The organism is Photorhabdus luminescens subsp. luminescens (assembly GCF_001083805.1).
GTDB lineage: Bacteria > Pseudomonadota > Gammaproteobacteria > Enterobacterales > Enterobacteriaceae > Photorhabdus > Photorhabdus luminescens.
Map to the genome: position 1 here is coordinate 191,866 of NZ_JXSK01000006.1, position 23,586 is coordinate 215,451.

Here is a 23,586-nt window from a genome sequence, read left to right on the forward strand (position 1 = left end):
TTTCTCAGTGGCTAAGATTGAATAAAATACAGACAATGTAATTCCTAATTTCTGACAAGGCAATGCCGTCATTTTCTTCTATATCTGTAGAACCGTATGCACCATATGATAAGGCAATATGTCGATACCCGCTCTTCCATTGTTGAACTTCGTAATGATCCAATCCACATTCTCCTTTTGTTTTCTCAAAACCACACTCAATTTCTCAGCGACAACCGGCTATCTGAACCAGCGTATTGAGGACTGCCTGTTCTTGCTTCTTATCCAACTGCGACGAACCATTAGAAAAACCTTTCCTTCCTTAAATCATATTTTTGTAAAATTAATGTAAATAATTTGTGATTGTAAACACAAAAATAAGAAAAATATTATTCCTTGATAATTGGCAAGAAATAATATTAACAAATTGATTCATAAGAAAATAAAAATAATAAACCCATAAATATGTTATTTTAACTAATGGTTTGGCCTATTGAATATACATGTATATACAACTATACATTTAACAAATATCCGAAGACAAAAGGCAAAAGGAGCCAGACCGTGACCGCCCAAAATAGTAAATTTCGTAATGTCGGTATCCGGGCACCCAGAGGAACACAATTAACAGCCAAAAGTTGGTTAACCGAAGCTCCTCTGCGTATGTTAATGAATAATCTTGATCCAGAAGTTGCTGAAAACCCTCATGAGCTGGTGGTGTATGGCGGTATTGGCCGGGCTGCTAGAGATTGGGAATGTTATGACAAGATTGTTGAGACATTGAAAAAGCTGGAAGACGATGAAACGTTGTTAATCCAATCGGGCAAGCCAGTTGGGGTATTTAAAACCCATAGCAATGCTCCGCGAGTACTCATTGCAAATTCGAATTTGGTACCGCACTGGGCTAATTGGGAACACTTCAACGAGTTGGATGCTAAAGGGCTGGCTATGTACGGCCAAATGACGGCGGGTAGCTGGATTTACATTGGTAGTCAGGGGATTGTTCAAGGCACCTATGAGACGTTTGTGGAAGCTGGCCGCCAGCATTATAACGGTAATTTACAGGGCCGTTGGGTGTTAACTGCTGGTTTGGGTGGTATGGGAGGGGCGCAACCGCTGGCTGCGACATTGGCCGGAGCATGTTCGCTGAATATTGAATGCCAGCAAAGCAGGATTGATTTCCGCCTGCGTACTGGTTATGTCGATGAACAAGCGGAAGATCTGGATGATGCGCTGGCTCGGATCGAAAAATACACTCAGGAAGGTAAAGCCATCTCTATCGCACTGTGCGGTAATGCGGCTGAAATCTTGCCTGAATTAGTCCGCCGTGGCGTACGCCCGGATTTGGTCACTGACCAGACAAGCGCACATGATCCTCTCAACGGCTATCTGCCGAAAAACTGGAGTTGGGAAGAATATCGCCAGCGTGCTATTTCAGCACCAGAAGAGGTTATCAAAGCAGCAAAATCTTCAATGATGGAACATGTTAAGGCGATGTTGATTTTCCAGCAGCAAGGCATTCCTGTTTTTGATTACGGCAACAATATTCGCCAAATGGCATATGAAGTCGGTGTAGAAGATGCTTTCGATTTTCCCGGTTTTGTTCCTGCCTATATTCGCCCGTTGTTTTGCCGTGGTATTGGGCCCTTCCGCTGGGTAGCGCTTTCCGGTGATCCACAGGATATCTATAAGACTGACGCCAAAGTCAAAGCATTGCTCCCCGATGATCAACATTTGCATCACTGGCTGGATATGGCAAGGGAACGTATTAGTTTTCAGGGATTACCTGCTCGTATCTGTTGGGTTGGTTTAGGGCAACGAGCCAAGCTAGGGTTGGCTTTTAACGAAATGGTACGCAGTGGCGAACTTTCTGCGCCGATTGTTATTGGTCGTGACCATCTGGATTCCGGTTCTGTCGCTAGTCCAAACCGCGAAACCGAATCTATGCGCGATGGCTCTGACGCTGTTTCGGATTGGCCGTTGCTAAATGCTTTATTGAATACTGCCAGCGGTGCGACTTGGGTTTCTCTGCATCATGGCGGTGGCGTTGGCATGGGTTTCTCACAACATGCCGGTATGGTGATTGTTTGTGATGGAACCGACGAAGCCGCAGAGCGTATAGCTCGGGTGCTGCATAACGATCCGGCTACAGGGGTTATGCGTCATGCTGATGCAGGTTATGAAATCGCTATCCATTGTGCCAAAGAGCAAGGATTAGACTTGCCGATGCTTAATACAAAATAAGGAACATTATGAAGCAACTAACTATTTATCCAGGAAAATTGACCCTTGATGAACTACGTCGAGTTTATCTACAACCGATGAAAATCACTCTGGATAGTCAGATTTTTCCTGCTATTGAACATAGCGTGGAGTGTGTTAATGAGATTCTTGCTGAAAATCGCACTGCCTATGGAATTAATACCGGGTTCGGACTATTAGCCAGTACACGGATTGAAGAAGATGATTTAGAAAAACTACAACGTTCGCTGGTTGTCTCTCATGCTGCTGGGGTCGGTGAAGCGTTGGACGATAATATGACCCGGTTGATCATGGTATTGAAGATTAACAGTCTCTCCCGTGGTTATTCTGGTATTCGTCTTGAAGTTATTCAGGCATTAATTGCGTTAGTTAATGCAGAAATTTATCCTCATATTCCTTGTAAAGGATCGGTGGGGGCTTCTGGTGATTTAGCGCCATTGGCACATATGAGCCTGTTATTACTTGGGGAGGGGCAAGCGCGTTATCAGGGCGAATGGCTGCCAGCCAAAGAAGCGTTAGCAAAGGCCAATTTACAACCCATTACATTAGCGGCTAAAGAAGGTTTAGCGCTGCTCAATGGAACCCAAGTATCTACTGCTTTTGCGTTACGTGGGTTATTTGAAGCAGAAGATCTGCTGGCGGCAGCGATAGTTTGCGGTTCTTTATCCGTAGAGGCGGCATTGGGTTCCCGCAAACCATTTGATGCCCGTGTACATGCAGTACGGGGGCAACAGGGGCAGATCGATGTTGCCGCGTTGTATCGTCATGTATTAGAAGAGAGCAGCGAACTATCAGATTCTCATATTAATTGCCCCAAGGTACAGGACCCTTATTCATTACGTTGTCAACCACAAGTTATGGGCGCTTGCCTGACTCAGTTGCGCCATGCTGCTGATGTTATTCTGACTGAAGCTAATGCCGTATCTGATAACCCATTGGTGTTTGCTGAGCAGGGAGAGGTGATTTCCGGTGGTAACTTCCATGCTGAACCTGTTGCAATGGCGTCTGATAATTTGGCTCTGGTATTGGCAGAGATAGGCGCATTGTCAGAACGACGTATTGCGTTGTTGATGGATTCACATATGTCACAGCTTCCGCCTTTTCTGGTTGAGAATGGGGGTGTGAATTCAGGTTTTATGATTGCACAGGTGACGGCAGCGGCGCTCGCCAGTGAAAATAAAGCGTTGGCGCACCCGGCGAGTGTTGACAGTTTACCGACTTCGGCCAATCAGGAAGATCATGTATCAATGGCGCCGGCTGCTGGGCGTCGTTTATGGGAGATGGCAGAAAATACCCGAGGTATTCTGGCAATTGAATGGTTATCTGCCTGTCAGGGAATTGATTTCCGCAACGGCCTGAAAAGCAGTCCGATTCTGGAACAAGCACGGGATATTCTGCGAGCGAAAGTAGCTTATTATGATCAGGATCGTTTTTTTGCGCCTGATATTGATGCTGCTGTGAAATTGTTAGCCGAGCAACATCTCTCCTCATTACTTCCTTCTGGACAGATATTACAGAGTAAAAATAACCATTAAAAAATAAACCAACGGCCGGCGCCTGACCGGCCTGATTGTCACATCTATCTTTCTCATAAAACCCAATAATAAAAGATAAGAGGGTAAATTATGCAAGCCTCATTACAACTAGAGCGAGGACTCAACGCACGCCATATCCGGTTTATGGCGTTGGGTTCTGCGATTGGTACCGGTCTTTTTTATGGTTCTGCTGAAGCAATAAACATGGCTGGTCCGGCAGTATTATTAGCTTATTTAGTGGGCGGCGCTGCTGTCTTTATGGTTATGCGCGCTTTAGGAGAAATGGCGGTCCACAGACCGGATGCCGGCTCTTTCGCCAGTTACGCTCATCAATATTTAGGCCCGTTACCCGGATTTATTACCGGCTGGACTTATACTTTCGAAATGATCATCGTTTGTCTGGCGGATGTGACGGCTTTTGGCATTTATATGGGGCTATGGTACCCGGAAGTGCCGCGTTGGATATGGGTACTTAGCATTATTTTCATTATTGGCGCACTCAATCTTTGTAAAGTCAAAGTATTTGGCGAAATGGAATTCTGGTTATCAATTCTGAAAGTTGCTGCGATCAGCGCCATGATTATTGCCGGAACAGGTATTATTCTGTTTGGTTTTAGCGGCCATTTTCAGGCAACGGGAGTTCAAAATCTGTGGCGACACGGCGGGTTTATGCCGAATGGGCTGGGTGGCATTATTGAATCTCTGGCGGTTGTGATGTTTGCTTTCGGTGGTATTGAAATTATCGGTATTACATCCAGTGAAGCTAAAAATCCGGCGAAAGTGATCCCGCAAGCGATTAATTCTATTCCGTTTCGTATTCTTCTGTTTTATGTACTCACTATTTTTGTATTAATGGCAATTTACCCTTGGAGCAGCATCGGTCAAGAAGGTAGTCCATTTGTTGCCATATTTCAGGGGTTAGGTATTGGTTCGGCGGCCAATATTCTGAATATTGTCGTTATTACGGCGGCAATTTCGGCCATTAATAGCGATATTTTTGGTGCTGGTCGTATGATGTACGGTATGGCTGAGAAAGGATTAGCGCATAAAAAATTTATGCATTTAAGCCGTAACGGGGTGCCTTGGGTGACGATCATGGTTATGACGCTGGCATTATTGTGTGCAGTGGTTCTCAATTACTTGCTCCCCAAACAGGTATTCGTCATTGTTGCTTCGATTGCGACTTTTGCCACCGTGTGGGTCTGGTTAATGATTTTGCTATCTCAATTTGCTATGCGCAGAAAAATGTCGCCAAGAGAAGTACAGAAATTACAATTTCCAGTACCGATGTGGCCTGTTGCGCCGATTCTGACCATCGTGTTTATGATATTTATTATTGCTGTTCTCAGTTACTTTCCGGCGACACGAATTGCGTTCTATGTGGGAGGGGTATGGCTCGTGCTGTTAACATCTGCCTATTATTTATGGATACGAAAAAATATCATTATTGTGAGCGCTCAATCAGCTAGAGAAACACGGTGTTAAATATGTAGAAACAAACCGTCTTGTTGCTGAATAAGACGGTTTGTGTTGAAAATTAATTAAGAATCTGCAATAGAATATCCGGGCTGCCTTTTCAGTTGTCATTCCTTAATTCATTGCTTGCTGAGCATTAGCATTTAAAATTCTATGTTATTAACCTGATATAAAGCTGATTTGTCTCAATGATCGTGGCAAACTAGCAGGCTAATGAATTTGCAGGGCTGGAGGTGATTTTGGACAAGATTTTTATCGATGAGGCAGTAGCTGAGTTATATACCATTCAGGATATGTTGCGCTGGTCTGTTAGCCGGTTTAATGCGGCGAATATTTATTACGGGCACGGTACAGACAATCCTTGGGATGAGGCGCTGCAACTGGTCCTTCCATCACTATTTTTGCCGCTGGATATCCCACAAGAGATGCTAACCACGCGACTGACATCGACTGAACGTCATCGTATTGTCGAACGAGTGCTGCGCCGTATTAATGAGCGTATTCCGGTTGCTTATTTGACTAACAGAGCTTGGTTTTGTGGTCATGAATTTTATGTTGATGAACGGGTTTTGGTTCCGCGTTCACCGATTGGTGAATTAATTAATAATGAATTTGCAGGATTGATCCCCGACCAGCCCGCTAATATCCTTGACCTCTGCACGGGTAGTGGTTGTATTGCCATTGCTTGTGCATATGCTTTCCCGGAAGCAGAAATAGATGCTGTGGATATTTCCGCCGATGTGCTGGCCGTGACTGAACAGAATATTCAGAATCACAGCCTTGACCACCGGGTTATTCCGATTCGTTCTGATCTATTCCGCGATATGCCGCCGGTTAAGTACGATCTTATTGTCACAAATCCGCCTTATGTCGATGCCGAGGATATGAGCGACTTGCCGGAAGAGTTTCGTCGTGAGCCTGAGTTAGGTTTGGCTGCGGGTTCAGATGGTTTGAAACTAGCCCGCCGTATTCTGGCGACTGCGCCAAATTTTCTCACCGAACGAGGTGTATTGATTTGTGAGGTTGGCAACAGTATGGTGCATTTGATTGAACAATATCCTGATGTGCCATTTACTTGGTTGGAATTTGAATATGGCGGTGACGGCGTATTTATGTTGACACGTCAACAGTTGGTTGAACATCACGAACATTTTCGCTTATTCAAAGATTGAATAATTGCATAGGCTGTAGCTGCGTAATAATGCAAAACGGGCAGAGTCAAATATAAAGAACGATTAATAGGAAGGAACTGGGATGGCGGGAAATAGTATCGGGCAATTTTTCCGGGTCACCACTTTTGGCGAATCTCACGGTTTGGCGTTGGGATGTATTGTCGATGGTGTACCGCCGGGCATTGCAATTACAGAAGCCGATTTGCAAGTTGATTTAGACAGGCGTCGTCCGGGAACTTCCCGTTATACAACGCAGCGCCGTGAGCCGGATCAGGTTCGCATTCTTTCGGGGGTATTTGAAGGGGTAACCACTGGCGCCAGTATCGGTTTACTCATTGAAAATACTGACCAGCGTTCTCAGGATTACAGCGCTATTAAAGATGTGTTTCGCCCGGGCCATGCCGATTACACTTATGAACAGAAATACGGTATCCGCGACTATCGTGGCGGTGGGCGCTCTTCTGCGCGTGAAACGGCAATGCGTGTTGCCGCAGGTGCAATAGCGAAAAAATATTTGCTGGATAAATATGGTATTCGTGTCCGTGCCTGTTTGACCCAAATGGGCAATATCCATTGCCTATTGAAAGATTGGGAACAGGTGGAACAAAACCCATTTTTCAGTCCTGATGAAACCAAACTTGAACAACTTGATGCCTTGATGCGTGAATTGAAAAAAGCGGGGGACTCTATTGGCGCGAAAGTGACGGTTGTCGCGGAAAATGTTCCGGCTGGTTTGGGAGAACCGGTTTTCGACCGTCTTGATGCCGATATTGCTCATGCGCTGATGAGTATTAACGCAGTAAAAGGTGTCGAAATTGGTGATGGTTTCGGTGTTATCAATTTACGTGGCAGCGAAAACCGGGATGAAATAACTGCTCGAGGATTCACCAGTAATCATGCGGGAGGGATTCTGGGCGGTATTAGCAGTAGTCAGCCAATTATTGCTCATATTGCGTTGAAGCCAACGTCCAGCATCATGGTGCCGGGTAAAACGATTAATCGTCAGGGTGAAGAGGTGGAAATGGTCACTCGTGGACGCCATGATCCTTGTGTTGGTATCCGTGCCGTACCGATTGCAGAAGCTATGATGGCGATTGTGCTGATGGATCACCTATTACGCCAGAGGGCGCAGTGTGCTGATGTTAAATCCAGCCTTCCTCGTTGGTGAACTTGAGAATGAAGCTAGCCTTGAAAATCCCAGAGACTGAAATGGGTAGCTTAATATTGATAAGCGGTTTCTTTTGATGGGATGAAATATGGACTGGTTATTGTCATTAGGTGCGGAAGTTTACGTTCTGCTCTTTCTGGTTGCAATGATGGCTGGATTTATTGACTCGATTTCTGGCGGTGGCGGTTTACTAACCATCCCGGCGCTGTTATCCGTTGGTGTTTCTCCGGTGCAGGCGTTGGCGACAAACAAGTTGCAAGCAGTGGGAGGTTCCTTCTCTGCCAGCCTCTATTTTGTTCGTTATGGTGAGGTCGATCTCAAATCTCAACGCTTTGCCATACTAATGACACTACTTGGCTCAATGGCTGGTGCGATTATTGTCCAGTTTATAAAGCCAGATTTTCTCTGCCAGCTATTACCAATTTTGGTTATTATCATTGGTCTTTATTTCCTTTTAACGCCAGCCATTGGCGTAGAAGATCGCTATCGTCGCTTGACGCCTGTGGCATTTGCCTTGTTTATCGGGAGTGGGCTTGGTTTATATGATGGCATATTTGGCCCCGGTGTCGGTTCATTTTATGCGTTAGCTTATGTTTTGTTATGCGGCTATAACCTGGCGAAATCCACCGCGCATGCTAAGGTACTGAACTTTGCTTCTAATATAGGTTCACTGGCGCTTTTTATCCTTGGCGGTCAAGTTTTGTGGGTATTGGGCCTTGTGATGTTGGCAGGGCAGGTGATTGGCGCGCGGTTAGGCGCAAGTTTAGTTTTGACTCACGGGCAAAAACTGATTCGCCCTATGATTGTCATTATCTCTTTTTTGATGAGTATTAAATTACTGAATGATAATCACGGCGATACGATCCGTAGCTGGCTAGCATTTTATTTCTGATTCAGGATTTTGTTTTTAATTCATGATAACGCATAACTATCAACAACTTATTGATATTTTTAATCGCTGTTTTGGTGATGAATACAACACCCATTTAGTCAAAGGTGATAACGAACCTATTTACCTGCCAGCAGATGAAGAAGTTCCCTATAACCGGATTGTGTTTGCTCATGGTTTCTATGCCAGCGCGTTACATGAAATTGCGCATTGGTGCATTGCGGGTAAAGAGCGCCGTAAACTAGTGGATTTTGGTTACTGGTATTGCCCGGATGGGCGTGATGCACAGACGCAAAATAAATTTGAAAAAGTAGAAGTTAAACCACAGGCACTTGATTGGTTGTTTTGTACTGCGGCAGGTTTTCCGTTTAATGTTAGTTGTGACAACCTTGACGGGGATTTTGAGCCTGACAGATTAGCTTTTCAGCGTAAAGTTCATGCTCAGATCATGGACTATTTGGCGCAGGGGATACCCGCGAGAGCGGAGTGCTTTATTCAGGGGTTGCACTCGTTCTACAATACGCCCCCATTGAAAGCGGAACATTTTCCCTATTCGGAAGATATATTCGCAGATTAAATACTGAATTTTGAGGAAAGAAGAATAATGCTCGCTGAGTTTGAAACGCGTATTTTGGCGCAAATTGATGACATGGTAGATCATGCCAGTGATGATGAATTGTTTGCTGGTGGTTATCTCCGCGGGCATCTCACTTTAGCGGTAGCAGAATTGGAGCAGGAAGGCGCTGATACGGCTGAACAGCTTCATAATCGTGTTGAAGAAAGTATCCAAAATGCGATTAAAGCGGGAGAATTGGCGCCACCGGATCAGGTTCTTGTTCTTAATACCTGGCAGCGCCTATTGGATAACGCTAAAACTCAATAATTTTATTAAGGGACAGAAAACGAACTGTGCTACCAAAATTCATATGAATATCTAACAATTGGTAGTTCAGTCCCTTAATGGTTTTTCAATTTTCACGTTACGGCCTTTTAGTAGTTTTCTGATCCAGAAACGGTTTGGGTGAAGAGCTGCCAGTGTTTCATTATCCAGAGGTAATGGCTCATCAAAGATCTGCCCTGCAAGGATTTCTGCACTGAGTGGCGCAGAACACAATCCACGGGAACCTAATGCCCCGATAACAAATAGATTGGAATAACAGGGTGCATCTGCGATGGGATTCCCTGTGCGGATTTTTTCTGGCAGATTTTGATAATCTGTCATTATTTTATTGAGATCCGGCACATTTCCCACCATTGGCATATGGTCACGAATAACGCAGCGAATACCTTGACGGGATTGTTTAGCAGAAACATCAACCTGATTTACCCATTCGGCATCAGGTAAACATTTCAGTAATCGATCTCGGTTCTCTTGTTGCTCTATTTCAGAATATTCACAATCAAGCCGATGACGTTGGTAACTGGCGCCGATACAGTGGTGTTGATTGGCTGGATTAGCCGGTGTCATATAACCATCGTAGCAAAGTACATTTTGCAATCGGCTCAGATCAGTTGTCGTTGGGATGTGACTGACTTGACCGCGCACAGCAGTTACCGGCAGTTTCTCGGTTTGTTCAAACTGGGGTAGATGATGACCGTTAGCAATTACTACCGTTTTATGCTGTACGTTTAGTGATTGCCCTTGGTGCATCAAATGCAATTGCCAACCATGTTGGTTGTGATTAAGCGCGGTAACTTGATGATCGAAACGACAGCGCATGCCTTGCTGTTGCGCTAATTCGGTTGCTGCTTTGGTGAGTTCTGCCGGGCATAACCATCCGCCCTGTGGATAGTGAATGCCGTGGTGATGAATGTCCAACCCGCATTTTTCACTCAACTGGTGGCAGTTCATGCCGATAGCAAGTTCATTCGGCCATGCTGTTGCCAGCATTTTCTCAATTTTCCTGCTACTTTTTTCATCATAAGCAAGTTGGCTGACACCACACCATTGGTGGTCGAAATCAATTCCCTGCGCTGATAACTGCTCATACTGGCGGCGAGCGAAGGTAAATGCAGAGATAAAGAATTTTTCGAGTCCGTTATGACTACCGTTTAGTAGTGGGTAAAGTGCTCCCTGGCGATTACCGGATGCACCTTGTGTCGGGGCTGCATCTTGACAATAAAGAGTCACCTGCGCTCCTCGACGCAATAGCGCAAGCGCGGTAAGAATACTGGCGATCCCTCCGCCGATAATAGCGATATCATCGGTGTGACTTGCTGACGGCCGGGCAAACCAAGGTGCAGGTAATGGCTGAGATTTCTGCGTTGCTAAAACCCCAGTCAGCATTTCTCTTTTGCGGCCAAATCCTTTGACTTTACTGACATCAAAACCGGCTTGCTGTAAACCACGACGGACAATACCCGCAGAAGTAAAGGTTGCAAAGGTGCCTTCTGGATGGGCAAATTGCGCCATTGCAGCAAACAACTGTTCACTCCACATTTGCGGGTTTTTGGCAGGCGCAAAGCCATCTAAAAACCAGGCATCTATTTTGCCGTGAAGACTGGAATCCATTGTTGGTAACAGATGATTGACGTCACCAAACCATAAATCCAATGTGACAGCGCCATTTGCCATAATCAATCGGTGGCAGCCAGCCAGTGGTTGAGGCCATTGCTGGCAGAGTTGCTGTGAAAAAATTTCAAGCTCAGGCCAGCGTTGATGGGCGGCTTTTAAATCATTGGTTTTCAGTGGATACTTCTCAAAACTGATGAAATGTAGACGTTTCAATGGCGCATCAGGATTTTGCTGTCGAAATGCATCAAATGATTGCCAGAACGTTAGGAAATTCAATCCCGTTCCGAAACCGGTTTCCGCAATGACACAGTAAGAACGGGAATGAGTGCTGAATCGTTGGGGGAAACGGTTACCATTCAGGAATACATAACGGGTTTCTTCCAGCCCATCCTGATTTGAGAAGTAAACGTCATCAAACTGTGTTGAAACCGGAGTACCTTGATCATTCCAACTTAGGGTTGCGGTACAGATAGCAGAATTTTTCACGGTAATGCCTGCAATATTACTGATAATAATGCGATTTTAACGAGGTTGGAGTTGATGTACCACCTGACAGAAGAAAAGAGAGGAAAAGTGCTGATTTAAACAGCAGCCAGCACCTGTATTTGGATTAAGTGCTGGACATTATTTTCATTATATTAACAATCATTCTGTTCAGCTCTTCGCCAGGTGCCCGGCGGCTAAACATAAAAGCCCTGCGGCAACGCCTTCAGCCCAGCGACGGCGACGATCGCTGAATGAACCTTTTTGCCCCATGCTAGCTATGATGACACCGATTAATCCGTAAATGAGAGCGCAGGTAGTGATGAAAATTGCTGAAAGAATGATGGATTGGAGCATGTAGTTGCTGTCCGCAGTGATGAAGTTTGGCAGAATAGCAAAGTAGATTAGTAACCCTTTGGGATTTAGAAAGCTGGTTAGGAAACCTTTGGTCAGCGAGGTTTTGGCTGATGAGGACGAGAAAATAATTTTGCCGGGACGCATGGCTGAACGAAACATCTGAATCGCTAAATAGGCTAAGTAGACAACACCAACCCAACGTATCACTTCGAACAGAATTGGTGAGGTTGCCACAATGGCTGTAACACCCAGAGCACCAAGAATGCTATGTAGACAATAACCGGAGATGACACCTGCATTGGCACGTAGGGCTGCGCTTTTTCCTGCTGATAGACCTTGAGATGCCACAAACATGATATCGGGTCCGGGAGTACAGATTAACGGTAGTACAGTTGCAGCGAAAATTAAAAGGTTCTCTAACTGCATGATTTTTCCTCCATAAATTTTTAATAGGAGCGCTAATTACTGGATGAGAGCAAGTAAGTAAGGCAGGTTAGACGCTATAATCAATCTACAAAAAGATAATTTTTGGTATTTTAAGCTAATTTTTATGATATTTTGTGTCTATTTTTTTATTTTTTCTATTAATATTGAAATTCGTATAATAAATTTTTGTTTTTAATGGAATTGAATGCCAATGAAATTAGACAATATTGATAAACGTATTCTTCGTGCCTTACAACGTGACGGTCGGCTCCAGAATGTCGAATTAGCTAAGAAGGTTGGTTTATCGCCATCGCCTTGCTTGCGGCGTGTACGGTTATTGGAAGAAGCAGGGATTATTAAGCGATATGTTGCTGTTCTTGATGGCTCGAAGATCGGAGCTGGTCTTTCATTGTTTGCCCGGATTTGGCTCAAGGCTCAGGATGCAGAGACAATTCAGCGTTTCACGGATGCTATTCAAGAAATGCCTGAAATTGTGGAATGCCACTTAATGGCAGGGGAATGTGATGCGCTTTTGAGAATCGTTACTGGGGATCTCCACTCTTATCGCCGTTTCCATGCTGAACATCTAACCCGGATAGACAGTATTCAAAGTGTTAAGACGGAGGTACCGATGGAAACTGCGAAACTTACTCATATGTTGCCGATATGAGTTACTCATCTTTCTCTATGTGTACCTGAACGGAATGTTGACTTTGGCAAAGGGGATCACTGAGGAGACACTTGCTTTGGTATGGAATGTTTCTGTTTCATAAAACTGCACCTTAATCAGTTAGTGTCTAACATTTGGGGTGCAGTTCAAAATAGCGAGGTTTAGTATTTATAAATGAATATGGAATTCACATAATTTTTTAAATTCTTTTGAGTGCCTCTCTTTTAAATGTGAGGAAATCGTATCAATCATTGATATCACTTTACGCTTGGCTGCTTCTTTATCACCGCCATTATGATTTACTTCTTCAATATAGGATGAGCATAACTTACAAAATTCAACGACTCTCTTTTCAAGGGTATTTGAATATTTGTCGATAAAATCATAATGGCGGTAATTATTAGCCCGTTTTAAGTAATCTGAATTTTGCATAGGTATAAATATTTCCTCTGAATTGAACCCGGAAATTTCCTTAGTATTACTTCTGTATATAGACTCTAATAATCGCTGATTTTTACTGGATATAATCATAATTAGTCCATAAAGCGTGATGAATGCACCGATTAGGATATGATTTTGTTGTGAAGAAATTAGCTCTATATTGTTAAATTTGTTGCTATATTGTGATAAAATATTTGTCTCCATATTAAAAGCCGCTAGGATCCATATGATGCCAACGCTCAGTAGAAGATAACCAAGTCCTCTCATTATTAACCCCCATTAGGATTATTGGGTAAAGTTACTTAGGTTTTACAATGAACCAACCATTTGCATATGACATAGCATAATTACCATCATTTTTTGTGTGAATAATGGCTTTATCGGTTGATAAAGTCAGAAAATTTTCTGTTTTAAGACATTTGTTGCTGTAAGTTTAGGTATTTTACGTAATTCAGTCAGTAATATAACATAGGGATTGATTCATTTCATAAAAATTTTATTCATCCTTATTATTCTCAGTTATTAAATTTGTTTCTAATTAGCAGGAAATTTAATAAAAATAGCAGGTATATCAACTTCTATATAAATATAAGCCTACTAATCATTATTTTAATGCTTGATAAGTGCATATGTATTGTATTGATATTATTACCCTTAGATTAAATTTTTGATGGAAATTACGAGTGTTTCCTGATTTTATTGTTTACCAGAATAATTCCTATCTGAAATTTATTTTTATCTATTGAGATCTGAATCGTTTTATTGTGTTCTATACCCGTTATCTTTCAAGTTGCCTCTTTGTTGGCTGCACTCACTCACCCCGGTCACATAGTTATCTATGCTCCCGGGGATTCGCTCCCTTGCCGTCGCGATGCATCTTGAAATCCATAGGGTATATACAAGTTAACAGTTATTTTAACTTGAAAACGTATTGGAATTTTTTAGGGGGCAAACTTTTCTTCGTAATTTTATCCTGATCGGACTTGTTCAGCGTACAAGTGTACGCTAAAGTGCTATTATAGTAGATAGAAATCCCGCAGATAAACATAGTGAATGAGGTATTTGATGAAGCGTGTAGTAATCACTGGCTTGGGTATTGTTTCCAGCATTGGTAATAATCAGAAAGAAGTACTGGTATCTTTGAAAGAAGGCCGCTCCGGGATAACTTTTTCTGAAAAATTCAAAGAGATAGGAATGAGAAGCCATGTCTGGGGTAATGTAAAACTGGATACTGCGGGGTTAATAGACCGAAAAATTCAGCGTTTCATGAGCGATGCTTCTGTTTATGCTTATCTGGCGATGGATGAGGCAATTAAAGATTCTGGCCTGACTAATGATCAGGTTTCCAATATTCGTAGCGGACTGGTAGTGGGTTCTGGCGGTGGTTCTCCATATAGCCAGGTTGCGGCTGCTGATGGTATGCGTGCTCGAGGTTTGCGTGGTGTGGGACCTTATGTAGTCACTCGTGCGATGGCTTCCGGTGTGTCAGCTTGCCTTGCGACTCCCTTTAAAATCAAAGGGGTAAACTACTCTATCAGTTCTGCATGTTCTACTTCTGCTCATTGCATTGGTCATGCGGCTGAACTTATTCAGTTAGGAAAACAAGACATTGTTTTTGCCGGTGGTGGTGAAGAGCTGTGCTGGGAAATGAGTTGTGAATTTGATGCAATGGGCGCACTTTCAACGAAGTACAACGAAACGCCGGAAAAAGCGTCCCGTACTTACGATAAGGGCCGTGATGGTTTTGTTATTGCTGGCGGCGGCGGTATTGTTGTTGTGGAAGAATTAGAACATGCACTGGCTCGCGGCGCACACATATACGCTGAAATTATTGGTTATGGCGCAACATCGGATGGCGCAGATATGGTTGTTCCATCTGGCGAAGGTGCGGTTCGTTGTATGAATATGGCGCTGCAAGGTGTGAAAGGTTCCATTGATTATGTGAATACGCACGGTACTTCTACTCCTGCGGGTGATTTGAAAGAATTGGAAGCGATCAGGGAAGTTTTTGGTGATACAACACCGGCAATTTCTGCAACAAAAGCGATGACCGGCCATTCACTGGGCGCTGCTGGTGTACATGAAGCGATTTATAGTCTACTAATGTTAGAGCATGGTTTTATTGCGCCAAGTATTAACATTGAAGATCTTGATGATAAAGCGGCAGGCATGAATATCATCACTAAACCTACTGAGCAAAAGTTGAATACGGTAATGTCCAATAGTTTTGGTTTTGGTGGCACTAATGCTTCTTTGGTGATGAGCAAGTATTTAGGTTGATTCTTCCCATCACAGATTATTTCGGACCAAAAATGGTCATTATTTGATGAATCTTAGGTGACCGCGTACAGCGAGTCACCTTCCTACTATATGTATATTCCCGTTTTTGTCTGTTGTCCGCATCATTAACTCTTCTGCTACTTAATTAACATAAGGAAAGGTGTATGGACTTTTGCGATAAAATGCTGGAGTTTGTAAGATGATGCGCCTATTTGCTTGTTTCAACAGAAAAGACCATTGTTAATAACATTGAACATTCAGCACCATTTAATAATTATTTAACAGTTGTTTGTAGTGTTGAATCAACGATTTGGTAAAGGTAAAGATAATATTTGATTAAAGATAGTATTTGATTAAAGATAGTATTTTACCGAAAGGTGACTCTTACTATTAGTGTTGCAGAAAATTTAGTGTGTTGTATTATCCGTTTATGCTCGTCATCTTTTAAGTTGCCTCTTTGTTGGCTGCACTCACTCACCCCGGTCATATTGTTCGCTATGCTCCCAAGGATTTACTCTCTTGCCGTCACGATGCATCTTGAAATCCATAGGGTATATAAGCGTAAATTCAAACCTGTTTTGCTAAATCCTGATTTTGTATGAAATATAGTGTGAATACGGAAATATATTCTTGTTGCGGTAGAAAAGCCCATAATATTTTTATGATAATTATGATTTTGTAATATTATGGGCTTTTTCTTATTATGTTTTGTTTTCAGTCTCCATTTGCTGAATACGGCGCCGCTTACGAATAATTCGTAATATGGGTGGAATAATCAAAACCAGAGCTGCCAGTATTAGCAAACTCTGAGTAATTGCGCTGCTCCATAGAATGCTATATTCTCCATTGCTAATAGAAAGTGCGCGCCGTAAATTTTGTTCCAGCATTTCTCCCAATACGAAACCGAGGATTAATGGCGACATTGGGAAATTCATCTTTCTCAGAATGTAGCCGAAAACGCCTAACCCTACCATTAACAGAAGATCAAATGTCGTACTGTGTATGGCATATACGCCAACCGCTGAAACGGCGGCAATAGCTGGAACAAGGAACCAGAGAGGAATAGTGAGCATCCGTGTAAACAGACCTATCATTGGGATATTCATAATCAGCAAGATAATATTGGCAATTAATAAAGCTGCAATTAACCCCCAAACGATATCCGGCTGTTCAGTAAACATTCCTGGCCCTGGCGTAATGTTATAGAGCGTTAATGCTCCCATCATAACGGCAGTGGTACCTGAACCTGGCACTCCTAATGTTAGCATTGGAATAAAGGAGCCACAGGCCGAAGCATTATTAGCCGCTTCTGGCGCTGCTACGCCGCGAATATCACCTTTACCAAATGAGTCACTATTCCCACTGAGTTTCTTCTCGGTCATATAGGTAATTGCGCTGGCAATTGTCGCTCCTGCGCCAGGCAAAATACCGACAAAGAAACCGATAAAGGATGATCTAAGCGTTGGCATAGCGCATTCAGCCGCTTCCTTGCGATTGAACAGCAGTCGGCCTGTTTTGCGAATAATTGTTTGGCCGGTTGAGGTATTTTCTAACATCAGCAGAATTTCGCTAACAGAAAACAGACCTATTACCACAACAATAAATTGAATACCATCTGACAAATGAACACTGTCGAAAGTAAAACGATAAACCCCGGTGTTGGCGTCTACTCCGACAGTTGCCAGACTTAATCCGATTAATGCTGCTAATAGTGATTTCAGCGGATTCTGGCTCATCATGCTACCCAGACAAGCAATAGCAAAAACCATAAGTGCAAAATATTCAGCAGGGCCGAAAGCCAGTGACCACTGCGCCAGTAATGGGGCAAACAGAATAATGCCGAAAATTGCCAGCAAAGAACCACAGAAAGAGCTCACCGCGGAAATAGACAGCGCTACACCCGCACGGCCCTGTTTGGCCATTGGATAACCATCTAGTGCGGTCATAATGGCCGCGGCATCGCCAGGAACATTCAGCAGAATCGATGATATACGTCCACCATACTCACAACCGATATAAACAGTTGCCAATAAGATCAGCGCAGATTCAGCAGGCAGTTTTAAAGCGAAAGCCAGCGGCAGTAGAATCGCGACGCCATTAATCGGCCCAAGCCCCGGCAACAGCCCAACAATCGTACCGACAAAGCAGCCAATTAAAGCAATAATCAGGTTTTGCGGCACCATTGCAACTTCAAAACCTTGACTGAGATACATCCAGGTTTCCATAAATTCTCCGTTAGTTGAGCCAGCTACCGAGAGGTAGGGTTACGTCAAGTAAGCGGTCAAAGGCGAAATAGAACGTGACGCCAAGGAACACCCCGGAAATGATTGCCGCAGGCAGTGTTGCGTTAAACAATAGTCCGACACTGAATGTTAGTAGTGTTGTAGCCAGAGGAAAACCAAGCCACTCAAATGACCAACCATAAATAACTAAAGAGAGAATCAACAACATTAGGCGGCGGATAACCGGGGCGTTAGGCCAATTGCTCTGTTCTGGCTTTTTGAAAAGCAGTAATAAGGCGCAGAGCGCCATCAGAGACAGAATGATCATTGGGAAAGGTCTCGGTCCCAGAGGTTCATAAGTGTATTCACTCTGAATGCCCCAACCAATAACCATCCCAATGGCACAGAGCACTAACCAGATAGTAGCAAAGATACGATCGCTCATGATGATGACTCTATTATTTGGCTAAGCCAAAAGCTCTGGCTTGCTCGCGATATTGTTCAACCTGTTTTTTCACATAGCTGTCCAATTCTTTACCGGTCATGTTGAATTCGAATAACCCACGGATATCACGTTGTTTTTTAAAAGCATCTGTTTGTTGTAGTTTATTGAAAGTATCAACCCACCATTGATACTCTTCGTCAGAAACTTTTGGTCCCATGTAAAATCCGCGGATAATCGGCCATACCAGGTCATAACCTTGCTCTTTGGCAGTAGGAATATTGGCTAAGTCACCATTCAGTCGTTTATCTGCATAGACAGCCAAAACCCGGATTTTGTCTCCATTCAGGTAAGGTACCATCTCACTCAGATCACCAGAAACCGCCTGAATATGATTACCTAGCAGAGCGGTGATAGGCTCACCGCCACCTTCAAAAGCGACATAACGCATCTTGTGAGGATCAATACCGACTTCTTTTGCCAGTAGTGCGGTTTTCATCCAGTCCTGACTACCGATAGAAGCGCCAGCGCCAAATACAATGCTGTTAGGATTATCCTTGAAAGCGTTCATCAAATCGTTCAGGGTGCGGTAAGGTGAATCGGCACGGACAGCGATCATTCCATAATCAGTGCCGACACTTGCCAGCCAGCGCACATCATTAACGTTATAGCGGCCAAATTTTCCCTGAGACAAATTGAGCAGAGAGCCGCCGGAGAAGGCAACAATGGTTCCCGCTTCAGCAGGTCGTTGTGCGACGATAGCATTGTAAGCGACAGCGCCGACGCCACCGGGCATAAAGGTGACGCGCATAGGCTTGTTGATCTCTTTCGTATCCAGTAATGAAACTTGAATCAGCTTGCAGGTCAGGTCAAACCCGCCACCCGGTTTTGCAGGGGCAATACATTCCGTTCTGTTAGGCGCACTGGCAGCAAAAACACTGCTTGTGCCAACAAATAGTAAAGCCGTTGCCGCTAATATCTTGATCGTTATAGTTTTCATTTGCTTGCTCTCATCAATACCCGTGTAATATACAACCATTACAAATGGCCCTGGTTGATTCAATTAGTAATAACAAAACCTTTCATTTACCTTTCATTAACAAGAAAAGTTGTTGATATGTGATTTTAATCGCTTAAATTTGCGTAGTGTTTCGCATTAATGAGTTAACAAATAGCGACAGGCTTTCTTTTTTGTTTTGGTTTGTTGTAAGTTCCTCGTAGTTTTGATGTTGCTCTGTTTTACTCGCGATAACTTTACATTCGGCTAAGGAGATATCATGCAAATGGTAATTATTTATTTATGCAATGTGTTAAATTAAACGGAGAATTTATTGAATATAATCAGGCTTTATCTTGAGGAAACCCGAATTGAGGAAATGATGAGAAAATTGATTCTTTGTAGTGTTATGGCTCTTGCTTTGGCAGGATGTAAAACGGAACTTAGCACTTCGGTATCGGTTAACCAACTGTTATCTGAACACGTTAAAACGGTGGCATCTGATTTGTTGGTTGAAGTCAGTGCCTGTGGTGATTATAAAGATTCCAGACAGTCATCAAAATCTTTGTTAGACGCTCAGGAAAAAGTACCGGCTATTTTTGCCGATGCGGAATACGTGGAATGTTTTAGAAAAGGTATGGATTCGTTTGCTCACTTTAAAATTCCTGTGAGTGTAGGTAATTCAAGTGTAACTGGTTCCACTAAGGGTATTCATCTTTACGGTGATGGAACAGATATCCTGGCGATAAGCATACCCAAAGAGATGAAGAAGAAAATTAACCAGATGGATAGTTCAATGGCATCAAAAACCAAAATCTCGATTAATGTTAAGAATGACACAGATAAGGTTTTAAAAATAACGGGCTTCTCCGTGTTTCTTAATGATAAAGAGCCGATAGTGATATCGAATTTTAGTTGGAAAGTAGGGAGTGAAATAAAACTTACTTTGTCTAATGTCTCGGTGGCGTCTGCATTGGATGAACGTTTTGATTTCACTCCTGTGCTCATGGCAACTTCTGAGTAAATGAGAACGGTAATAGAGATCTATTACTTAATTCGGTATAACAGAATACCCTGTTATTTATAGCGCGGTATTTGGACATGAAAATGGAATTGGATCAGTGCCTGACTATTTTTCAGAGAAATAGATGTGACGATATAAACTGAAAATATAGTTATGTTTGTAATTATATTTGTATGAATCGGTTAGATATTTAAAATATGCGCTTACTTTTAGTGGAAGATCACCCTGAATTACTGCACTGGTTGCAAAAAGCACTGAGTAGTGCGGGGTTTGCTGTAGATGTTGCAAGTGATGGTATCGTCGCTGATCAATTATTGCAGACAGAAAACTATGCATTGTTAATTTTGGATGTTTCTTTGCCGAGGTTAGATGGCCTTTCATTGCTGATTCGTTTGCGTAAACGTGGGCAAAATCTGCCGGTATTATTGTTGACGGCGAAGACTGATGTTTCTGAGCGAGTGAAAGGGCTTAATTCTGGTGCTGATGATTATCTGACGAAACCTTTTGATTTACAGGAATTGGAAGCACGTATCCGGGCATTACTTCGGCGTAGTGCAAATGTGCTACAGGAGACGCTGACATTCGGCTCCCTGGTTTATCAGGATGATGGTTACTTTGTTCTGAACGATGAGCCATTGGCTTTGACACCACGGGAACTTTCGGTTTTGACAACATTGTTCCATCGTCGAGGTAAGCCGGTTTCTAAACAACAGTTATTTGAACAGGTATTTGCACTGTTAGATGAAGCAAACCCACAAAGTATTGAACTTTATATCCACCGGATTCGAAAAAAATTGTCAGGTAGTAATGTGGGGATCAGTACATTACGGGGATTAGGTTATCGTCTGGAGTGCCAGAAAGATGACATGGTTTAAAGTACCGAACTCATTGTTTCATCAGTTACTCTTGTTTTTTGGTGTGCCGCTATTTTTGTTGGGGTGTTTATCGGTCTGCACCCATTATTTCAGTGCGGAGAATGCGGCGACATTGGCTTATGACCGTACTTTATTGGCATCTGCTCGAACTGTGGCGGAACGACTGACCGTTAAGGATAACCAATTAATTGTCGATGTACCTTATGTGGTTCTAGATAGCTTTGAGAGAAATATGAATGATCGGTTGTTTTATCAGGTGTTATCTCCTGAAGGAGAAATAATTTCCGGTTATGATGATTTGCCTTTGATACCTAAAGATACGCCTCGCTCCAATTTATACACCGCTTTGGTTTATTTCTATGATGCGGAATATCACGGTCATCCTATTAGGGTTGCTGCCCTTTATCAGCCGATCAATGAAGGGGAATGATGGGAATGGCGTTGATACTGGTTGCTGAAACAGTGGCTTCTCGTCATTATCTTGCGCAACAATTATTAATATCATCTTTGATGAGCCAAGGAACAGTGGTTGGGTTGACTCTGATTCTGGCTTATTTTCTGTTGAAACAGTTACTTAAACCACTACATAAACTTTCTGGCGTCATGGCCCGTCGTCCTGCTAATGATCTCACTCCGCTGCCGGATATATTGCCTTGGTCAGAACTTTCCCTATTATTATATGCATTTAATCGTTATATAGAGCGACTGAAATTGATGGTGAGCCGGCAGGAGAGGTTTAGCGCGGATGCTTCTCACCAACTCAGAACGCCATTAACAGTATTAAAAACGCAAGTAGCGGTAGCGCTTGCCAGCGAAGATCCCGCGCAATGGAAAGAAAGCTTACAGGCTATTGATAGTACATTGGATAATACTATCTCTCTGACGGATCGTTTATTACAACTCTCTCGTTTGAAAGCGCATGAAAAAGAGGCGGTTAGGGATTATAGACCGGTCAATTTGGTTGAATTGTTGCAACAGGCATGTTTTTCTCGTTTGCAACAGGCTGAAAGTAAGAATATTGATTTGGGGTATGAAGGCGAAAATGCTCAATGGATCAAGGGGGAACCTGTATTACTGACAGAAATGTGCGCTAACTTATTGGACAATGCTATTAAATATACGCCGGAAGGTGGCATTGTTACGGCTAGAGTAATTCTTAGCTCTTGTAAGGGATACTGTTACTTGGAAGTGGATGACAGTGGGCCGGGATTGCTAAAGAAGAAGTTAATTTATCGCTGATGGCTTTTAATCGTCTTGATAATGCAGCGGGGCATGAAGGGGCAGGGCTGGGATTAGCTCTGGTGAAAGATATTGGTATTTATCATGGCACTTATCTCCAATTACTGCCCAGTGAAACACTGGGCGGCTTATTAGTGAGAATTCCTTTCAGGCTTTCTGATGATTAATTTCCTGAGATTTTTCTGTTTTACGGCTAAAAAGAGGAATACGTAATTGTTGTGCCAGTATGACTCCTAGCAGTGTTATGCTGCCGCCGATCAGATGGTAACTGTGTATTTTTTCATGCAGAACCAGAATAGCGATAATCGCTGTGAATATCGGTGTCAAATTCATAAATATGGCAGCAGTATTAGCCCCGAGTTTTATGACTCCCTGTATCCATAAATAGGGAGCAATGATCGAGGCGGGAATACCAGCGAATAAGACTAACGAGATATTGTTGGCATTCAATTGGATATCTTTGGTCAATAGGAAATTTGGTAGTAATAGCAGGACGCCAAAAGCAATCTGTATATACAGGGATTGCCAGTTGGGTAATGGAATAGACCAGTGTTTGGTTAACACGCCATAGAGTGCGTAGGAGATGGAAGCAATCAACATCATCAATTCACCGCGGCCTAAACCGTGTTGCAATAATGATATGGGCTCACCGGCGCTGACCAACCAGACTAAACCAGACAGAGATAAAACGGTACCGAGAGCAATACCGACAGTGGGGACAACACGTAAAACAAATATACTGATGACAACAGTCAAAAGAGGAATCAGTGAGCTAAGAATTCCCATAAATGTTGCACTGATACTGTGTGCAGCGTAATAGGCCAGGCTTTGATAAAGCACCATACCAAGTGCGCCAAGAATTAATAATTTCCACCAATATTGACAGATTGTTTTCCATTGGCGAATGACAGATAGCACAACAAAGGGTGTTAATGTGAGAAAGGCTAGGAACCAGCGATAAAAAGAAATTGCGGCCGGATCGATAGCTGTAGCGGAGGCTTTGCTCACCACGGCATTAATTGACCAAATCAAGACAGCCAGAAATGGGAAAATCATATTCATATAGATAAGTCACATTGAGATAAAAATGAGTGTTTAGTCTAATGGTGTCTGTTTTATTATATATAATGATAA

The 23,586-nt window shown here is 43.0% G+C and carries 19 protein-coding genes and 2 pseudogenes; 13 read left to right on the forward strand and 8 right to left on the reverse strand.

What is annotated here, in order from left to right; translation table 11 throughout:
* Window positions 1-94: 94 nt before the first annotated feature.
* Window positions 95-253: pseudogene (locus TI10_RS26070) on the reverse strand (IS701 family transposase); the annotation flags it as partial.
* 290 nt (window positions 254-543) lie between these two features.
* Here TI10_RS26070 and hutU point away from each other — a divergent pair.
* From hutU to TI10_RS15450, 8 genes are all read left to right on the forward strand, one after another.
* Window positions 544-2,223 carry a urocanate hydratase gene (hutU, locus tag TI10_RS15415; RefSeq protein ID WP_049584303.1) on the forward strand — a complete coding sequence of 560 codons (1,680 nt, stop codon included), beginning with the start codon at window positions 544-546 and terminating at the stop codon, window positions 2,221-2,223.
* Window positions 2,224-2,231: 8 nt separating this feature from the next.
* Window positions 2,232-3,776: a histidine ammonia-lyase gene (hutH, locus tag TI10_RS15420; RefSeq protein WP_049584304.1), complete on the forward strand. Its 1,545-nt coding sequence runs from the start codon at window positions 2,232-2,234 to the stop codon at window positions 3,774-3,776.
* Window positions 3,777-3,866: 90 nt separating this feature from the next.
* Window positions 3,867-5,261 carry an amino acid permease gene (locus tag TI10_RS15425; protein WP_049584305.1) on the forward strand — a complete coding sequence of 465 codons (1,395 nt, stop codon included), beginning with the start codon at window positions 3,867-3,869 and terminating at the stop codon, window positions 5,259-5,261.
* A 230-nt stretch (window positions 5,262-5,491) separates the two neighbouring features.
* A complete protein-coding gene (gene prmB, locus TI10_RS15430; RefSeq protein ID WP_049584306.1) occupies window positions 5,492-6,424 on the forward strand; it encodes a 50S ribosomal protein L3 N(5)-glutamine methyltransferase in 933 nt (310 codons plus the stop codon).
* An 82-nt stretch (window positions 6,425-6,506) separates the two neighbouring features.
* Window positions 6,507-7,592: a chorismate synthase gene (gene aroC / locus TI10_RS15435; protein ID WP_049584307.1), complete on the forward strand. Its 1,086-nt coding sequence runs from the start codon at window positions 6,507-6,509 to the stop codon at window positions 7,590-7,592.
* 88 nt (window positions 7,593-7,680) lie between these two features.
* Entirely contained in the window at window positions 7,681-8,484 is an 804-nt protein-coding gene (locus tag TI10_RS15440) for a sulfite exporter TauE/SafE family protein (RefSeq protein WP_049584308.1), read from the forward strand.
* A 22-nt stretch (window positions 8,485-8,506) separates the two neighbouring features.
* Window positions 8,507-9,058 carry an elongation factor P hydroxylase gene (locus TI10_RS15445; protein ID WP_049584309.1) on the forward strand — a complete coding sequence of 184 codons (552 nt, stop codon included), beginning with the start codon at window positions 8,507-8,509 and terminating at the stop codon, window positions 9,056-9,058.
* A 27-nt stretch (window positions 9,059-9,085) separates the two neighbouring features.
* The gene (locus TI10_RS15450) at window positions 9,086-9,364 is read left to right on the forward strand and encodes a YfcL family protein (RefSeq protein WP_049584310.1); all 279 of its coding nucleotides are present in this window, start codon (window positions 9,086-9,088) and stop codon (window positions 9,362-9,364) included.
* 66 nt (window positions 9,365-9,430) lie between these two features.
* Here TI10_RS15450 and mnmC read toward each other — a convergent pair whose 3' ends face one another.
* Together mnmC and TI10_RS15460 are read right to left on the reverse strand one after the other, a co-directional pair.
* A complete protein-coding gene (gene mnmC, locus TI10_RS15455; protein WP_049584311.1) occupies window positions 9,431-11,482 on the reverse strand; it encodes a bifunctional tRNA (5-methylaminomethyl-2-thiouridine)(34)-methyltransferase MnmD/FAD-dependent 5-carboxymethylaminomethyl-2-thiouridine(34) oxidoreductase MnmC in 2,052 nt (683 codons plus the stop codon).
* 168 nt (window positions 11,483-11,650) lie between these two features.
* Window positions 11,651-12,262 carry a LysE family translocator gene (locus TI10_RS15460; RefSeq protein ID WP_049584312.1) on the reverse strand — a complete coding sequence of 204 codons (612 nt, stop codon included), beginning with the start codon at window positions 12,260-12,262 and terminating at the stop codon, window positions 11,651-11,653.
* Window positions 12,263-12,467: 205 nt separating this feature from the next.
* Between TI10_RS15460 and TI10_RS15465 the strand changes: the two genes are divergently transcribed.
* Complete coding sequence (locus TI10_RS15465; RefSeq protein WP_049584313.1) at window positions 12,468-12,932, forward strand: Lrp/AsnC family transcriptional regulator; 465 nt, start codon at window positions 12,468-12,470, stop codon at window positions 12,930-12,932.
* A gap of 168 nt (window positions 12,933-13,100) precedes the next feature.
* Here TI10_RS15465 and TI10_RS15470 read toward each other — a convergent pair whose 3' ends face one another.
* Window positions 13,101-13,640, reverse strand: coding sequence for a hypothetical protein (locus TI10_RS15470; protein ID WP_049584314.1), 540 nt, complete (start codon window positions 13,638-13,640; stop codon window positions 13,101-13,103).
* A 798-nt stretch (window positions 13,641-14,438) separates the two neighbouring features.
* On the opposite strand from TI10_RS15470, the gene fabB reads away from it, so the two are divergent.
* Complete coding sequence (gene fabB, locus TI10_RS15475) at window positions 14,439-15,653, forward strand: beta-ketoacyl-ACP synthase I (protein WP_049584315.1); 1,215 nt, start codon at window positions 14,439-14,441, stop codon at window positions 15,651-15,653.
* Between the two features lie 701 nt (window positions 15,654-16,354).
* Here the strand turns inward: fabB and TI10_RS15480 are convergent.
* The 3 genes from TI10_RS15480 to TI10_RS15490 are packed head-to-tail and all read right to left on the reverse strand — an operon-like array spanning window position 16,355 to window position 19,317.
* A complete protein-coding gene (locus TI10_RS15480; protein WP_049584316.1) occupies window positions 16,355-17,878 on the reverse strand; it encodes a tripartite tricarboxylate transporter permease in 1,524 nt (507 codons plus the stop codon).
* A 10-nt stretch (window positions 17,879-17,888) separates the two neighbouring features.
* Window positions 17,889-18,320, reverse strand: a complete 432-nt coding sequence (locus TI10_RS15485; RefSeq protein ID WP_049584317.1) for a tripartite tricarboxylate transporter TctB family protein — start codon at window positions 18,318-18,320, stop codon at window positions 17,889-17,891.
* 13 nt (window positions 18,321-18,333) lie between these two features.
* Window positions 18,334-19,317 carry a Bug family tripartite tricarboxylate transporter substrate binding protein gene (locus TI10_RS15490; RefSeq protein WP_049584318.1) on the reverse strand — a complete coding sequence of 328 codons (984 nt, stop codon included), beginning with the start codon at window positions 19,315-19,317 and terminating at the stop codon, window positions 18,334-18,336.
* Window positions 19,318-19,648: 331 nt separating this feature from the next.
* Here TI10_RS15490 and TI10_RS15495 point away from each other — a divergent pair, with 331 nt between their 5' ends.
* The 3 genes and pseudogenes from TI10_RS15495 (at window position 19,649) to TI10_RS15505 (ending at window position 22,619) form a co-directional block, all read left to right on the forward strand.
* Window positions 19,649-20,338: a DUF7424 family protein gene (locus TI10_RS15495; RefSeq protein ID WP_244161614.1), complete on the forward strand. Its 690-nt coding sequence runs from the start codon at window positions 19,649-19,651 to the stop codon at window positions 20,336-20,338.
* A 197-nt stretch (window positions 20,339-20,535) separates the two neighbouring features.
* Complete coding sequence (gene tctD / locus TI10_RS15500; RefSeq protein WP_049584319.1) at window positions 20,536-21,213, forward strand: transcriptional regulator TctD; 678 nt, start codon at window positions 20,536-20,538, stop codon at window positions 21,211-21,213.
* A pseudogene (locus TI10_RS15505) lies at window positions 21,200-22,619 on the forward strand (sensor histidine kinase N-terminal domain-containing protein). The gene tctD and the pseudogene TI10_RS15505 overlap by 14 nt, the downstream one beginning before the upstream one ends.
* Here TI10_RS15505 and TI10_RS15510 read toward each other — a convergent pair.
* Entirely contained in the window at window positions 22,600-23,514 is a 915-nt protein-coding gene (locus TI10_RS15510; RefSeq protein ID WP_049584320.1) for a DMT family transporter, read from the reverse strand. The pseudogene TI10_RS15505 and the gene TI10_RS15510 overlap by 20 nt on opposite strands.
* Window positions 23,515-23,586: the final 72 nt, after the last annotated feature.

Bases quoted from the DNA above. Each gene is read 5' to 3' on its own strand.
- TI10_RS15480 (WP_049584316.1), bottom strand. From the start codon at position 17,878: ATGGAAACCTGGATGTATCTCAGTCAAGGTTTTGAAGTTGCAATGGTG.
- TI10_RS15465 (WP_049584313.1), top strand. From the start codon at position 12,468: ATGCCAATGAAATTAGACAATATTGATAAACGTATTCTTCGTGCCTTA.
- TI10_RS15470 (WP_049584314.1), bottom strand. From the start codon at position 13,640: ATGAGAGGACTTGGTTATCTTCTACTGAGCGTTGGCATCATATGGATC.
- hutH (WP_049584304.1), top strand. From the start codon at position 2,232: ATGAAGCAACTAACTATTTATCCAGGAAAATTGACCCTTGATGAACTA.
- fabB (WP_049584315.1), top strand. From the start codon at position 14,439: ATGAAGCGTGTAGTAATCACTGGCTTGGGTATTGTTTCCAGCATTGGT.
- TI10_RS15440 (WP_049584308.1), top strand. From the start codon at position 7,681: ATGGACTGGTTATTGTCATTAGGTGCGGAAGTTTACGTTCTGCTCTTT.
- tctD (WP_049584319.1), top strand. From the start codon at position 20,536: ATGCGCTTACTTTTAGTGGAAGATCACCCTGAATTACTGCACTGGTTG.
- TI10_RS15460 (WP_049584312.1), bottom strand. From the start codon at position 12,262: ATGCAGTTAGAGAACCTTTTAATTTTCGCTGCAACTGTACTACCGTTA.
- TI10_RS15485 (WP_049584317.1), bottom strand. From the start codon at position 18,320: ATGAGCGATCGTATCTTTGCTACTATCTGGTTAGTGCTCTGTGCCATT.
- aroC (WP_049584307.1), top strand. From the start codon at position 6,507: ATGGCGGGAAATAGTATCGGGCAATTTTTCCGGGTCACCACTTTTGGC.
- TI10_RS15445 (WP_049584309.1), top strand. From the start codon at position 8,507: ATGATAACGCATAACTATCAACAACTTATTGATATTTTTAATCGCTGT.
- TI10_RS15490 (WP_049584318.1), bottom strand. From the start codon at position 19,317: ATGAAAACTATAACGATCAAGATATTAGCGGCAACGGCTTTACTATTT.
- TI10_RS15510 (WP_049584320.1), bottom strand. From the start codon at position 23,514: ATGAATATGATTTTCCCATTTCTGGCTGTCTTGATTTGGTCAATTAAT.
- TI10_RS15450 (WP_049584310.1), top strand. From the start codon at position 9,086: ATGCTCGCTGAGTTTGAAACGCGTATTTTGGCGCAAATTGATGACATG.
- TI10_RS15425 (WP_049584305.1), top strand. From the start codon at position 3,867: ATGCAAGCCTCATTACAACTAGAGCGAGGACTCAACGCACGCCATATC.